The organism is Streptomyces sp. ID05-39B (assembly GCF_033794725.1).
GTDB lineage: Bacteria > Actinomycetota > Actinomycetes > Streptomycetales > Streptomycetaceae > Streptomyces > Streptomyces bobili.
In genome coordinates this window covers 27,132-41,204 of record NZ_JARGEF010000011.1, presented here as the reverse complement: position 1 = coordinate 41,204, position 14,073 = coordinate 27,132, and the positions used below count along the sequence as shown (strand labels likewise).

Sequence of the window (14,073 nt, the reverse complement as noted above, 5' to 3'; positions counted from 1 at the left end):
GCTCCCGAGACCAGGTGGTCCTGGGAGCCGACGTCGTCGCTCGGGGAGAGCGTCGATGCCGATGCGTCCGGGCGGGCGCGGGAAAGTCCCGGCGGGGAAGACGCGGGTGACGTCGGCGGCCTGTCCGAGGCAGGCGGGGCGGGCCCGGCAGGCACGGATGGCGGCAGGCACGGATGGTGGCGGGCACGGATGGTGGCAGGCCTCGTTCGGTCCGGCGGGACGTAGAGGAGCAGGTCACCGTTACGAGAGGACCTACGCCCGCGAGCCGGTGTCCGTCGCCCCCGGGGTCACCAGCCCCGACTCGTAGGCCACGATGACGAGTTGGGCCCGGTCCCGCGCACCCAGCTTGCCCATGATGCGGCTGACGTGGGTCTTCGCGGTGAGCGGGCTGAGGCCGAGGGTGTCGGCGATCTCCGTGTTGGTGAGCCCGCGCGCGAGCAGGGCGAGCACCCCGCGTTCCCGTTCCGACAGGCACTCCGGGCCGCCGGTCGCGGCCGGTCCGGACGGGCTGCTCAGGAAGCGGGCGATCAGCCGGGCGGTCGGACCCGGCGAGAGCAGGGCCTCACCGGCGGCGACCGTGCGGATGGCGTCGAGGAGGTCTGCGGGCCGGGTGTCCTTCACCAGGAAGCCGGAGGCGCCCGCGCGCAGCGCCTCGACGATGTTCTCGTCGGTGTCGTAGGTGGTCAGCACGAGCACCTTCACCCCTGCGAGGTCCTCGTCGGCGGCGATCAGCCGGGTCGCCTCGATGCCGTCGAGGTCGGGCATGCGGACGTCCATCACGACCAGGTCGGCACGCTCGCTCCGGGCCAGCTCCACGGCCTCGCGGCCGGTGCCGGCCTGGCCGACGACCTCCATGTCCGGCGCCGACTCGACGAGCATCGCGAACGCGGCGCGCACCAGCGTCTGGTCGTCGGCCAGCAGCACCCGGATCGGACTCATCTCTGCTCCCCCATGCCCTGCTCCCTCATGCCCTGCTCCCCCGTGGTCTGCTGCCCGAGGGGCAGCACGGCGCTCACCTCGAAGCCCGTCCCCTCCCGCGGTCCCGCCTCCAGGACGCCGCCGATGCTGCGGGCCCGCTCCCGCATGCCGACCAGTCCGAATCCGGGCACCTCCGCGCCGGTCCCGCTCCCGTCGTCGGTGACGGTGACCCGCAGGGCACCCGCGTCGCCGTGCACGGCCACCCGCACGCTCAGGTCGTCCCGCCCGCCGTGGCGTACGGCGTTGGTGAGGGCCTCCTGCACGATCCGGTAGGCGGCCGCGCCGACCGCCGGCGGTACGTCCGCGCCGCGCACCGACAGGTCGACCCGCGCCCCGGCCGCACGGGCGGTGTCGGCGAGGTCGGACAGTCCGTGCAGGCCGGGCAGCGGTCCGCGGGCCTCGGGTCCGCCCGCGTCGCGCAGCACCTCCAGCGTCGTACGGAGTTCGCCGCGGGCGCTGCGGCAGGTCTCGGCGATGTCGTCGAGGGCCTTGGCGACGGCCGTTCGGTCGAGGCGGTCCGGGTCGGCTGTCAGGACGTGGGCGGCGACGGACGTCTGCACCCCGATGAGGGTGATGCTGTGGGCGAGGAGGTCGTGCAGGTCGCGGGCGATGCGCAGGCGTTCCTCGGCGACCCGGCGGCGGGCCTCCTCCTCGCGGGTGCGTTCGGCGCGTTCGGCGCGTTCCAGCGCGGCGGCGGCGTTCTGCCGGTGGATGCGGAGGTAGCCGCCGAAGAGCAGCACCGAGACGATCCAGCCGGAGATCTGCAGAACCTCGGCGGCCTGGTGCGGATTGACGAACGCGTTGACGGCGAGCGGGACGCTGAGGACCGCGACGCCGGTGTGCAGGGTGCGGCGGGCGCTGCCGCTGACGGCGACGGAGTAGAGGGCGATCATCCCGACGGGTACGGCGGCGCTGTGCGTGTAGTCGAGCGCGTGGTACGGGCCGACGCACGCGACGACCGCGAGCATGACGAGCAGGGGGTACCGGCGGCGGGCCAGGAGCGGAAGCTGGGCGGCCAGCAGCAGCGTCCAGCCGAGGAGGTCCGGGCGTCTGCCGTCCTCGACGGACAGGGCGAGGAGGACGGCCACCGCGGCGGAGGCCGCGGCGAGGCAGGCGTCCGCCCGTGTCTGTCGTATCCGGAGTTCGCGCACCACTCCCCCTTTCCTCGCGGCCATCCTGCCCGAGCGGGGCGCCCCTCCGGTGGGGAGGGGCGCCCCCGGTTCAGCCGGCGACCGGTTCACGCGCGGGCGCCGGTTCCGGCTCGGGTGCGCGCGACAGCCGGCCCGGCCACCAGACCTTCCGCCCCAGCGCCACGCTCGCGCTGGTCACCAGGTAGGTGCGGACGAGGAAGGTGTCCAGCAGCACCCCGACGGCGATGACGAAGCCCAGCTCGACGAGTTGCACGAGGCCCATGTTGGTCAGCACGGCGAAGGTCGCGGCGAGGACCAGTCCGGCGGAGGCGATGACCCCGCCGGTGGTGCGCAGCGCGGTGAGGGCGGCGGCGGCCGGTTCGGCGCCCCGCAGGGACTCCTCCCGCATGCGGTGCATGAGGAAGATGCCGTAGTCGACGCCGAGGGCGACGAGGAACACGAAGGACAGCAGTCCCAGCCCCGGGTCGGTCCCCTCGAAGCCGAACACCGGACCGAACAGCAGCCCGCCGAGGCCCAGCGCGGCACCCCACACCGCGACGACGGCGGCGGTCAGGAGCAGCGGGGCGACCAGGGAACGCAGCAGGACGACCAGGATGAGCAGCACCGACAGCAGGACGAGCGGCACGACGATCGTCCGGTCGCGGGCGTTGGTGTCCTTGAGGTCGATCTGCTGGGCGCTGGCACCGCCGACGTAGGAGCCGTCGAGGCGTTCCCGCAGCCGTTCGATCGTCGCGGTCTCGGCAGCCGTCTGGGGCGGGGCCGCCGCGGTCACGGAGATCTCGGTCCAGCCCCCGCCGGTACGGCCCTTGCGTACCTCGGCGACGCCTTCGGTGCCGCGGATCGCGGCGAGGGTCGCTTCGGTCCGGGCGGCCGGGGTGAGCACGTCGACGGGCTGCCCGGAGCCCTCCGGGTAGGCGCGGCCGAGGGTCCGCATGGCGGCGACGGACTCGGGACGGTCGACGAAGGCGTCCTCCTGCTTGACCGTGCCGGGCAGGTTCAGGGTGCCCAGGGCGAGCGTGCCGAGCAGGACGGCCCCGCCGGCCAGCACGGTGAGCGGGCGGCGGCCCGCTGAGCTGCCCATCGCGGCGAACAGCGACCGGCGGGCCTTGGGGGTGCTGCCGTAGGCGGGGACCAGGGGCCAGAACACCCGGCGGCCCAGCAGGACGAGGACGGCGGGCAGCAGGGTGAGCATGGCGACGAGGGCGCAGAGCACGCCGACGGTACCGAGCGGGCCCATCGCCCGGTTGGAGTTGAGGTCGGCGGCGAGCAGGCACAGCAGTCCGGCGGCGACGGTCCCGGAGGAGGCGAGGACGGCGGGGCCGCAGCCGCGCAGGGCGGCCCGCATGGCGTCCAGGGGCCGTTCGAAGCGGCGCAGTTCCTCGCGGTAGCGGGAGACGAGGAGGAGGGCGTAGTCGGTGCCGGCGCCGAAGACGAGGATGGTCATGATGCCGGAACTCTGGCCGGAGACGGTCGTGCCGAAGGCCTGGTTGAGGCCGTAGGCGACGCCCATGGACAGGTAGTTGGAGACTCCGGCCACCACGAGCGGCACGAGCCACAGGACCGGGCTGCGGTAGATGAGGATCAGCAGTACGGCGACGACGGCGACGGTGGTGTAGAGCAGCGGTCCGCCGAGCGAGTCGTAGACCTTGCCCGCGTCGGTGGCGAGCGCTCCCGATCCGCCGACCTCGACCGTCAGCCCTGCCTCGCTGTGCGCCTCCTGGCGTACGGCCTCGACGAAGGCGTCCCGCTGCTTCTCGTCGGTGCCGGGCTCGTTGCTCGCGACGGGGTACATGAGTGTGGTGCCGTCGTCGGAGGGGACCCCCCGTGGTGTCCCGGTCAGCGTGTGTTCCCCCGCGACCCGCGTGACCTGCTCCTGCGCCGTGGCCCGGTCCGCCGGGGTGAGCCCGCTGTCGCGGTGGTAGACGAGGACCAGTTCGGTGCTCTCGCCGCCCGGCAGCTGCTCCTGGAGCCTGGCGGCCTTGGTGGAGTCGGCGCTCGCGGGCAGGTAGTCGGTGATGCGGTCGTGCTGGACGTCTGCGAGTTTCGCGGCGAACGGCGACATGGCCGCCAGCACCCCGATCCACAGGGCGAGCACCACCCAGGGGATGGCGCGGTTTCCCTTGGTTTTTTCGGCCCCCATGAGACGGGCCCTCCCTTCGGCACGGATGTCCGGTGACGGGTTCCAGACTTCCGGCCGGCGGGCGGCGGATCGTCGCGCGCAAGGGCGAGTTCGGGTGTACCGCGGCGGGTGACCGCGGGGCCGCGTTACTCCCTGGGGAGTATCAGGACGGGGTGCGGGCCGCGGCCAGCAGCCGGGTGACCTCGTCGGCGCGGATGGTGAGGGCCGCGCCGACCGTGGCGAGGACCTCACGTTCGGCGGGGGTGTAGGGGCCGTCGGCGAGGGCGATGCCGGCGCCCTGGAGCAGAATCGATTCGCGGCCGACGGGGGCGAGGTGCGGGGCGAGCGGGTCGAGGGCCTCGTGCAGCTCTATGGCCAGCCCGGGGGTGCAGGGTTCGCCGTGGACCCGGCCGGTGTCGGCGGCGAGGGCGTCGACGAGGGCGGCGAGCTGTTCGCGGGTGCAGTCCGGGAAGCCGGCCGCGCGCACCGCGACCGCCGCCGTCTCCAGGGACGTACGGGCGCAGTTGCCGTTCGCGGAGAGGACGGCGAGGGCGACGGTGTGGACGGCGTCGCGGAGCATCGCGGAGAAGCGGGTGGTGGTGGGGTGGTCGAGGGCGTCGGTGCCGTAGTGGCGTTGGCAGGAGGCGCACTCCACGACCGGGCCGGTCTCGCCGCGCGGCAGGACGGGCAGGCCCAGCAGGGTGAAGCGGCGCCGGCCGGTGAGCCGCTGGTAGTTGCGGTCGCCGCCGCAGCCGGGGCAGAAGAACTCTCCGTCCCCGACGGGTGTCCAGGCGGTGCGGTGGCCCAGCACGCGGGCGAACCCGGTGGCGGCACGGCCGTCTTGTCCCCGTTCTGGCAGCACGTCGCACCTCCGTAACGCCGCGGCAACATCGCCACGCGCTTTCGTGATGTTAGCCACATCAGTGAGGCGGAGTCAGCACCCAGGACGAGACCTTTCCGTGACCTCCACGCACGGATGGCCGATATACGACGGAGCCCCGGCCGCCGTTTTCCGGCGGCCGGGGTCCGCGGACTCCCGGTGAGGGTGATCAGCGCGTAGCGCGGTTGACGGCGGACACGACCGCCTTCAGCGAGGCCCGCGTCGTGTTGGCGTCGATGCCGATGCCCCACAGGACCTTGTCGCCGATCGCGCACTCGATGTACGAGGCGGCCTGCGCGGAGGCTCCCTCGCTCATCGTGTGCTCCTGGTAGTCCAGCAGACGTACGTCGATGCCGATGGACTCCAGGGCGTTGAAGAAGGCCGAGATCGGACCGTTGCCCGAGCCGGACAGGACGGTGTCCTCGCCGTCGACGACCGCGTCCACGGTGAGGGTGTCCACGCCGTCGGTGTCGGTGGTCGACTGGCCGTTGCGTACCTGGATGCGGCCCCACGGGTTCTCCGGGTTGGGCAGGTACTCGTCCTGGAAGGTCGCCCAGATGGCGCCGCCGGTGACCTCGCCGCCCTCGGCGTCCGTCTTCGCCTGGATGATCCGCGAGAACTCGATCTGCATCCGGCGCGGCAGGTCCAGCTTGTGGTCGTTCTTCAGGACGTAGGCGATGCCGCCCTTGCCGGACTGCGAGTTGACCCGGATGACGGCCTCGTAGGAGCGGCCGACGTCCTTCGGGTCGATGGGCAGGTACGGCACGGCCCACTCGATGTCGTCCACGGTGACGCCCTTGGCGGCCGCGTCGGCCTCCATCGCGTCGAAGCCCTTCTTGATGGCGTCCTGGTGGGAGCCGGAGAAGGACGTGTAGACCAGGTCGCCCACGTACGGGTGGCGCGGGTGGACCTCCATCTGGTTGCAGTACTCCCACGTACGACGGATCTCGTCGATGTCGGAGAAGTCGATCTGCGGGTCGACGCCCTGCGAGAACAGGTTCATGCCCAGGGTGACCAGGTCGACGTTGCCGGTGCGCTCGCCCTGGCCGAACAGGCAGCCCTCGACACGGTCGGCGCCGGCCATCAGCGCCAGCTCGGCGGCGGCGACGGCCGTACCGCGGTCGTTGTGCGGGTGGACGGAGACGCAGACGTGCTCGCGGCGGGAGAGGTTGCGGCTCATCCACTCGAAGCGGTCGGCGTGGGTGGAGGGCGTCGAGCGCTCGACGGTGGCCGGCAGGTTCAGGATGATCTCGCGGCCGGGGCCGGGCTGGTAGACGTCCATCACCGCCTCGCAGACCTCCAGCGCGAAGTCCAGCTCGGTGTCGGTGAAGATCTCCGGGCTGTACTGGTAGCCGAACTCGGTCTCCGGGCCCAGCAGCTTCTCCGCGTACTCCATGACCAGGCGGGTGCCGTCCACGGCGATCTGCTTGATGTCGTCCTTGGAGCCGCGGAACACGACCCGGCGGAAGACCGGCGCGGTCGCGTTGTAGAGATGGACGGTGGCGCGCCGGGCGCCCTTCAGGGACTCCACGGTCCGCTCGATCAGGTCCTCCCGGGCCTGGGTCAGCACGGAGATCGTGACGTCGTCCGGGATCGCGCCCTCTTCCTCGATGATCGAGCGCACGAAGTCGAAGTCGGTCTGGCCGGAGGCCGGGAAGCCGACCTCGATCTCCTTGTAGCCCATCTTGACCAGCTGGTCGAACATCCGGCGCTTGCGCTCGGGCGACATCGGGTCGATCAGGGCCTGGTTGCCGTCACGCAGGTCGGTGGAGAGCCAGCGGGGGGCGACGGTGATCCGCCGACCGGGCCAGGTGCGGTCGGGGATGTCGACCTGCTCGTACTGCCCGTACTTGTGGATCGGCATGGAACTGGGCTGCTGGCGGTTCGCCATGATGCGGTGGCTCCTCAGGGTGTCCGACAAGGACGGCCGACGCATTGCCAAGCTCCGCGGGGAGGGAGTCGGCCTCGACTACAGGCCCTCGCCGCGGCAGCTAAGGAGAAGCAGCCCGAAACGCATAGTGCTCCGCACTTTAGCCGAGCCCCACGGGGCGCGTGGGCCTGTTCCAGTATGCGGGACCGAGCGGACGAACCGGACGAAAAGTGCCGTATACCACTCACAGGCGCACCTCCGGGCTGTTTGTCGGCGCATTTCACCAATCATGGTTGCCGATGGTGACAGGGGGGTCACGCGGTGCGAAGGTGCCGGGCATGACGACTCACGGGGGCCTCGAGCCCGTCTTCTGCACCGTCGTTCCGCCCCATGTCCTCGACCGCCTGGCGCGCAGCGACGACCCCGCACGCTCCGGACCCGCCCGGCGCACCCTGGTGCGCGACAGCGAGCTGCGCTCCCGGCGCCGCGTGACCAGCGAGTTCCGCCTCGCGGCGGCCCCGGCGGCGAAGGCACCCTCGGACCAGCCGCTGCGCACCGTGTACGACGCCGGGCACGGCACGGTCCTGCCCGGCACCAAGGTCCGCGGCGAGGGCGAGGACCCGGGCCAGGACGCCACGGTGAACCGCGCCTACGCGGGCCTCGGCGCCACCTTCGAGCACTTCCTCAAGGCCTACGGCCGCCACTCGATCGACGGCGACGGCCTGCCCCTGGACGCCACCGTCCACTACGACCAGGACTACAACAACGCCTTCTGGAACGGCGAGCAGATGGTGTTCGGCGACGGCGACGGCGAGATCTTCGTCGACTTCACCAGCTCCATCGACGTGATCGGCCACGAGCTGACCCACGGCGTCACCCAGTACACGGCGAACCTCACCTACTACGGCCAGCCGGGCGCCCTCAACGAGTCGATGTCCGACGTCTTCGGCGCGCTCATCAAGCAGTACACGCTGAGCCAGACCGCCGCCGAGGCCGACTGGCTGATCGGCGCCGAGTTGCTCGCACCGGACGTCACCGGCCAGGCCCTGCGCTCCATGAAGGCCCCCGGCACCGCGTACGACGACGACGTGCTCGGCAAGGACCCGCAGCCCGCGACCATGGACGACTACGTCCGCACCGGCCGCGACAACGGCGGCGTCCACATCAACTCGGGCATCCCCAACCACGCGTTCTACCTGGCCGCCACCGCCCTCGGCGGCTTCGCCTGGGAGAAGGCGGGCCAGATCTGGTACGACGTGCTGACCGGCGGCGAGCTGACCGAGAAGGCGTTCTTCACCGACTTCGCGAAACTCACGGTGAAGGCCGCGCGGGAGCGCTTCGGCGACGGCGGCGAGGAGTTCCAGGCCGTGGAGAAGGCGTGGGAGCGGGTGGGGGTGCGGATCCTGTAGATCCGTACTAGACACGGTCCCATGCGCATTCATGTGAGACGCACGGGCGGGTTCGCGGGCATCGAGCGCGCCGCCGAGGTGGACACCTCGGGGCGGCCCGATGCCCCCGAATGGCACGCCCTGGCCGAGAAGGCGGTCGCCGCCGGCCGGGGCGTGCCGCCGGCCGGCGTGCCGGACGGCTTCAGCTACCAGCTCACGGTGGACGGGACCACGGTGTACTGCTCGGACCCCCGGCTGACGGAGGAGCAGCGCAAGCTGATCTCGAAGGTCCTGAAGGAAGGCGCGTGACCGCTCTCGCGGAGGCGCGCAACTCGTCGTTCACCCCTGCCCGTTGACTTCCTTACCCGTGAGTACGGATGATCCGGCGCATGGCGAAGAACCCGATACCCCAGTTCCCGGACGGCTTCCTCTGGGGCGTCTCGACCTCGGCCCATCAGATCGAGGGCGCGGCGGACGCGCGCGAGCCGTCCGTCTGGGACGCCTTCACGGCCGAACCGGGCCGGATCAAGGACGGCTCCACGGCCGCGGTGGCCTGCGACCACTACCACCGCTACGGCGAGGACGTGGCGCTCCTGGCCGGCCTCGGCGTGGACGCGTACCGCTTCTCGATCTCGTGGCCCCGGGTGAACTCCCCCGGCGGCCTCGACTTCTACGACCGCCTGGTGGACGAGCTGCTCGCGGCCGGCGTACGCCCGGTCCCGACCCTCTTCCACTGGGACCTGCCGGCCCGCCTGGACTGGCTGGAACGGGACACCGCGCACCGCTTCGCCGAGTACGTCTCCGTCGTCGTGGACCGCCTCGGCGACCGCGTCAAGAAGTGGATCACCATCAACGAGCCCGCCGAACACACCTTGCTGGGCCACGCCCTGGGCACCCACGCCCCCGGCCGGCAGCTCATGTTCGACGCGCTTCCCGCCGCCCACCACCAACTCCTCGCCCACGGCCTCGCCGTCCAGGCGCTGCGGGCCGCCGGCGCCCGGGACATCGGCATCGCCAACTCCCACGGCCCCGCCTGGCCCGCCTCTCAGGAACCCGCCGACCTGGAGGCCGCCGCCTTCTACGACGTGCTGCTGAACCGCCTCTTCGCGGACCCGCTGCTGCTCGGCGAATACCCCGAAGGACTCGGCGAGTTGATGCCGGGCGACGTGGCGTCCGACCTCAAGGTCATCGCGGAGCCCCTCGACTTCTACGGCATCAACTACTACGCCCCCACCCGCGTCGGCGCCCCGCAGGGCACCGAGATCGAGTTCGGCGGGGTGCGCATCCCGGCCGAACTCCCCTTCACCGTCCAGCAGATCGAGAACGTCCCGGTCACCGACTTCGGCTGGCCGGTGGTGCCGGAAGGCCTCACCGAACTGCTCACCGGCTTCAAGGAGCGCTACGGCGACCGCCTCCCGCCGGTCGTCATCACCGAGAACGGGTGCAGCTACCCCGGCATCGACGACCAGGACCGCATCGCCTACCTCGACGGGCATCTGCGCGCCCTGCACCGGGCGGTGGAGGCGGGCGTGGACGTGCGCGGCTACTTCGTGTGGTCGCTGCTGGACAACTTCGAGTGGGCGGAGGGCTACGAACGCCGCTTCGGCCTGGTCCACGTGGACTTCTCCGACCCCGGCGTCCTGAAGCGCACGCCCAAGGCGTCGTACGCGTGGCTGCGGGAGGTCCTGCGGAACCAGAGGTGAGGAAGGGGGTGGCGTCGGCAGACCGGGTGTCTCGCCCCCGCCGCCCCTTCCCGTCCCGACCTGGGGGCTCCGCCCCCAGACCCCGGCCGCCCCCAGGTACGGCTACCGCCGCGCGGCAGCCGTACCGAGGCCTAGAAACCGAGCTTGCGCAGCTGCTTCGGGTCCCGCTGCCAGTCCTTGGCGACCTTCACATGCAGGTCCAGGCTGCATCCATGGGCGGCTACCGCCGCCGGCAGCCGTACCGAGGCCTAGAAACCGAGCTTGCGCAGCTGCTTCGGATCCCGCTGCCAGTCCTTGGCGACCTTCACGTGCAGGTCCAGGAAGACGGCTGTTCCGAGGAGTGCCTCGATCTGTTTGCGGGACTTGATGCCGACGTCCTTGAGGCGCTTGCCCTGGGGGCCGATGATGATGCCCTTCTGGCTGGGGCGCTCGATGTAGATGTTCGCGTGGATGTCGAGGAGCGGCTTGTCGGCGGGGCGGTCCTCGCGGGGGAGCATCTCCTCCACGACGACCGCGATGGAGTGCGGCAGCTCGTCGCGGACACCCTCCAGCGCCGCCTCGCGGATCAGCTCGGCGACCATCACCTGCTCGGGCTCGTCCGTCAGGTCGCCCTCGGGGTACAGCGGCGGGCTCTCCGGCAGCATCGGGACGAGCAGGTCGGCGAGCAGCTGGACCTGCTGGTCCCCGACGGCGGAGACGGGCACGATCTCGGCCCACTCGAAGCCCAGCTCCTTGCCGAGCTGGTCGAGCGCGATGAGCTGCTCGGCGAGCGTCTTGGAGTCCACGAGGTCGGTCTTCGTCACGACCGCGACCTTCGGCGTCCGCTTGATCCCGGCCAGTTCCTTGGCGATGAACCGGTCGCCGGGGCCCAGCTTCTCGTTGGCGGGCAGGCAGAAGCCGATGACGTCGACCTCGGCCCAGGTGGTGCGTACGACGTCGTTCAGCCGCTCGCCCAGCAGGGTGCGCGGCTTGTGGAGCCCGGGGGTGTCCACGAGGATCAGCTGCGCGTCCGGCCGGTGCACGATGCCCCGGACCGTGTGCCGGGTGGTCTGGGGACGGTTGGAGGTGATGGCCACCTTCGTCCCGACCAGAGCGTTCGTGAGGGTGGACTTGCCCGCGTTGGGGCGGCCGACGAAGCAGGCGAAGCCGGCCCGGTGGGCGGCCTCGGCCGGCTGTTCGGATGACTGGGTACGAACGCTCATGCCGCCCATTCTCCCTGATCCACGAAGCCCTGCCGTACAACCGCCCGAGAGCACCCCCGGACGTGAGTTTCCAGAAACCCGTACGCAATGAAACGTCACGGAAACACACCCGTACGCGACCGGAAACGCATGCCCGTGAATCTCTGACGAGCCCCCACACCGTTGGAGACGACCGTGACGCCCGTGACTCTCGCCGCCGCACAGATCGACACCGGCGACACCGCCTGGCTGCTCGCCGCCACCGCCCTCGTCCTGCTGATGACGCCGGGCCTCGCCCTGTTCTACGGCGGCATGGTCCGCACCAAGAGCGTCCTCAACATGCTGATGATGAGCTTCGTGTCGATCGCGCTGGTCACCGTGGTGTGGCTGGCCGCCGGATACTCCCTCGCGTTCGGCCCGGACGCCGGAGGCGGGCTCATCGGCACCCTGGAACACGCCGGGATGGCCGGTCTCGGCCCGGACAGCGTGCAGGACACCGTGCCGACCCTGCTGTTCGCCACCTTCCAGCTCACCTTCGCGATCATCACGGCCGCCCTGATCAGCGGCGCGATCGCGGACCGCGCGAAATTCGGGGCCTGGCTGGTCTTCGTGCCCCTCTGGGCGCTCCTCGTATACGTTCCCGTCGCCCACTGGGTGTGGGGCCCGGACGGCTGGATCCTGAGCGGCCTCGGCGCCCTGGACTTCGCGGGCGGACTCCCGGTGGAGATCACCTCGGGCGCCTCGGGCCTGGCGCTGTGCCTGGTCCTCGGCCCGCGCCTCGGGTTCAAGAAGGACGCGATGCGCCCCCACAACCTCCCCATGGTCATGCTGGGCGCGGGCCTGCTCTGGTTCGGCTGGTTCGGCTTCAACGCGGGTTCTGCCCTCGGCGCGAACGGCCTCGCCGCCGCCGCCTTCCTCAACACCCTCACCGCCGGCTGCACCGGCCTGCTCGGCTGGCTCTTCGTCGAGCAGCGGCGCGACGGCCACCCCACCACCCTGGGCGCCGCCTCCGGCGCGGTCGCGGGCCTGGTCGCGATCACACCGTCCTGCGGCTCGGTCTCGCTCCTCGGCGCCCTGGTCGTCGGCCTCGCCGCCGGCGTCGTCTGCTCCTACGCCGTCGGCTGGAAGTTCAAGCTCAACTACGACGACTCCCTCGACGTCGTCGGCGTCCACCTGGTCGGCGGGGTGATCGGCACCCTCCTCATCGGTGTCTTCGCCGTCGAGTCGATGACCGGCGGCCCCGAGGGCCTGCTGTACGGCGGCGGCCTCACCCAGCTCGGCAAGCAGCTGGTGGCCGTCCTCGCCGTCGGCGCGTACGCCTTCCTCATGTCGTACGGCATCGCCAAGCTGCTCGACCGCACGCTCGGTTTCCGGGCGGACGAGGAGCACGAGCACACCGGCCTGGACCTTACGGTGCACGCCGAGACCGCATACGATCACGGCGTCCTGGGCCACGGCGCCCCGGTCGGCGCGTCCTCCGTCCCCTCCGCTCAGAAGGTCAAGCCCCAGGCATGAAGCTCATCACCGCGATCGTGAAGCCGTACCGCCTCGACGAGGTCAAGACCGCCCTCCAGGAGCTGGGCGTGCACGGTCTGACCGTCACCGAGGCCAGCGGCTACGGCCGGCAGCGCGGCCACACCGAGGTGTACCGCGGGGCCGAGTACCAGGTCGATCTCGTGCCGAAGGTCCGGATCGAGGTCGTCGTCGAGGACGCGGAGTCCGAGACCGTCATGGACGCGATCGTCAAGGCCGCGCGGACGGGGAAGATCGGCGACGGAAAGGTCTGGTCCGTGCCGGTCGAGACGGTCGTGCGGGTCCGGACCGGCGAGCGCGGCCCCGACGCGCTCTGACCAGCAGCACCCCGCCCACCAGGCCGGCGAGGAACGCCACCGCCACCACCAGCCAGGGCAGCGCGAGGAACGACGTGCTCGCCGACTCCCGGGTGTCCTTGGCGCTCGCGGTCAGCGTCACGTCCCCCCAGTCGAGCTGGGGCGCGTCCCGCCAGGCCTCGGTGAGCCGGACCCGCTGGCCGGGCAGCAGCTCGGAGGGCACCGCGGTCAGGTCGCGGGCCAGCAGCGTACGGCCGAAGAGGCCGCGGGCCCGTAGCTCCACCTTCGGGTCGAGGGTGACGTTGCCCGTGTTGTGCAGGGTGTAGGAGATCGTCGCCGTGCTGTCGCCGAAGCCGGGGACGAGCGGCCGGTCGTGGCCGAAACTGACGTCCTCGACGGCCAGCGCGGGCAGCGTCGGGCCGCCGACCTGGAGGTAGACGCGGGCGCCGACGGCCCGCCGCACCCCGAGCGCGACCCCGCCGCCGGCCTGCTCCACACGCTCGTCGAGCGCCACGATCGCGCCCGGATGGTCGCCGGGCTCGGCGTCCGCCGGCACCCGGATCGTGAACGGCACGGTGACGGACTTCCGGCCGGGCACGGTGACCCGGTCCTTCGCGGGCTTCGCCCACGCCCCCACCCCCCGCATCCGCTCCCCCGGCGTCCGTACGGCGAACCCGCCGTCCCGCGCGGTGTTGTAGGCGTCGGCGGCGTACAGCTTGAAGGTGAGGGGCCGGTCCGTCTTGTTGACGACGACGACCTTGTCCTCGATCGTCTGGCCGCGGTCGGCGGAGACGTAGAAGTACGGCCGCGCGGCGACGGCCGAGGAGACGGGCTGCACGGACCAGCTGCCGTTGTCGGCGGCACGGGCCGGGGCGGCGAGGAGGAGAGACACAAGGAGCGGCAGGAGAAGGGCGTACGGCTTGCGCATGGGTGCGGACCCCCGCGGACATCGGGCACGGCGGGGTGGTCGGGCG

12 protein-coding genes are annotated in these 14,073 nt (G+C 71.7%); 5 read left to right on the top strand and 7 right to left on the bottom strand.

Features of this window, described 5'->3' with window-relative positions:
* Nucleotides 1-252: 252 nt before the first annotated feature.
* The 5 genes from P1P75_RS04920 to leuA all read right to left on the bottom strand — a co-directional run bounded on the left by P1P75_RS04920 (nt 253) and on the right by leuA (nt 7,019).
* On the bottom strand, nt 253-939 hold the full coding sequence (locus P1P75_RS04920) for a response regulator transcription factor (protein WP_319252168.1): 687 nt from the start codon (nt 937-939) through the stop codon (nt 253-255).
* Nucleotides 936-2,132 carry a histidine kinase gene (locus P1P75_RS04915; protein ID WP_319252167.1) on the bottom strand — a complete coding sequence of 399 codons (1,197 nt, stop codon included), beginning with the start codon at nt 2,130-2,132 and terminating at the stop codon, nt 936-938. The genes P1P75_RS04920 and P1P75_RS04915 overlap by 4 nt, the downstream gene beginning before the upstream one ends.
* 67 nt (nt 2,133-2,199) lie before the next feature.
* Nucleotides 2,200-4,269, bottom strand: coding sequence for an MMPL family transporter (locus P1P75_RS04910; RefSeq protein ID WP_319252166.1), 2,070 nt, complete (start codon nt 4,267-4,269; stop codon nt 2,200-2,202).
* A 142-nt stretch (nt 4,270-4,411) separates the two neighbouring features.
* Nucleotides 4,412-5,110, bottom strand: coding sequence for a TerB family tellurite resistance protein (locus tag P1P75_RS04905; RefSeq protein ID WP_319252165.1), 699 nt, complete (start codon nt 5,108-5,110; stop codon nt 4,412-4,414).
* Between the two features lie 187 nt (nt 5,111-5,297).
* Nucleotides 5,298-7,019 (bottom strand): 2-isopropylmalate synthase, encoded by a 1,722-nt coding sequence (leuA, locus tag P1P75_RS04900; protein ID WP_319252164.1) that lies wholly within the window; start codon nt 7,017-7,019, stop codon nt 5,298-5,300.
* A 317-nt stretch (nt 7,020-7,336) separates the two neighbouring features.
* On the opposite strand from leuA, the gene P1P75_RS04895 reads away from it, so the two are divergent.
* The 3 genes from P1P75_RS04895 to P1P75_RS04885 all read left to right on the top strand — a co-directional run bounded on the left by P1P75_RS04895 (nt 7,337) and on the right by P1P75_RS04885 (nt 10,089).
* Nucleotides 7,337-8,407, top strand: coding sequence for a M4 family metallopeptidase (locus P1P75_RS04895; RefSeq protein ID WP_319252163.1), 1,071 nt, complete (start codon nt 7,337-7,339; stop codon nt 8,405-8,407).
* 21 nt (nt 8,408-8,428) lie between these two features.
* Nucleotides 8,429-8,695: a protealysin inhibitor emfourin gene (locus tag P1P75_RS04890; protein ID WP_319252162.1), complete on the top strand. Its 267-nt coding sequence runs from the start codon at nt 8,429-8,431 to the stop codon at nt 8,693-8,695.
* 68 nt (nt 8,696-8,763) lie between these two features.
* Entirely contained in the window at nt 8,764-10,089 is a 1,326-nt protein-coding gene (locus tag P1P75_RS04885; protein ID WP_319252161.1) for a GH1 family beta-glucosidase, read from the top strand.
* Between the two features lie 248 nt (nt 10,090-10,337).
* Here the strand turns inward: P1P75_RS04885 and era are convergent, their stop codons facing one another.
* The gene (gene era / locus P1P75_RS04880) at nt 10,338-11,291 is read right to left on the bottom strand and encodes a GTPase Era (RefSeq protein WP_319252160.1); all 954 of its coding nucleotides are present in this window, start codon (nt 11,289-11,291) and stop codon (nt 10,338-10,340) included.
* A 183-nt stretch (nt 11,292-11,474) separates the two neighbouring features.
* Here era and P1P75_RS04875 point away from each other — a divergent pair, with 183 nt between their 5' ends.
* Both P1P75_RS04875 and P1P75_RS04870 read left to right on the top strand, forming a co-directional pair.
* The gene (locus P1P75_RS04875; RefSeq protein WP_319252191.1) at nt 11,475-12,785 is read left to right on the top strand and encodes an ammonium transporter; all 1,311 of its coding nucleotides are present in this window, start codon (nt 11,475-11,477) and stop codon (nt 12,783-12,785) included.
* The gene (locus P1P75_RS04870) at nt 12,782-13,120 is read left to right on the top strand and encodes a P-II family nitrogen regulator (protein ID WP_319252159.1); all 339 of its coding nucleotides are present in this window, start codon (nt 12,782-12,784) and stop codon (nt 13,118-13,120) included. Before P1P75_RS04875 ends, P1P75_RS04870 begins: the two co-directional genes overlap by 4 nt.
* Here P1P75_RS04870 and P1P75_RS04865 read toward each other — a convergent pair.
* On the bottom strand, nt 13,014-14,027 hold the full coding sequence (locus tag P1P75_RS04865; protein WP_319252158.1) for a DUF916 domain-containing protein: 1,014 nt from the start codon (nt 14,025-14,027) through the stop codon (nt 13,014-13,016). The genes P1P75_RS04870 and P1P75_RS04865 overlap by 107 nt on opposite strands.
* Nucleotides 14,028-14,073 lie beyond the last annotated feature (46 nt).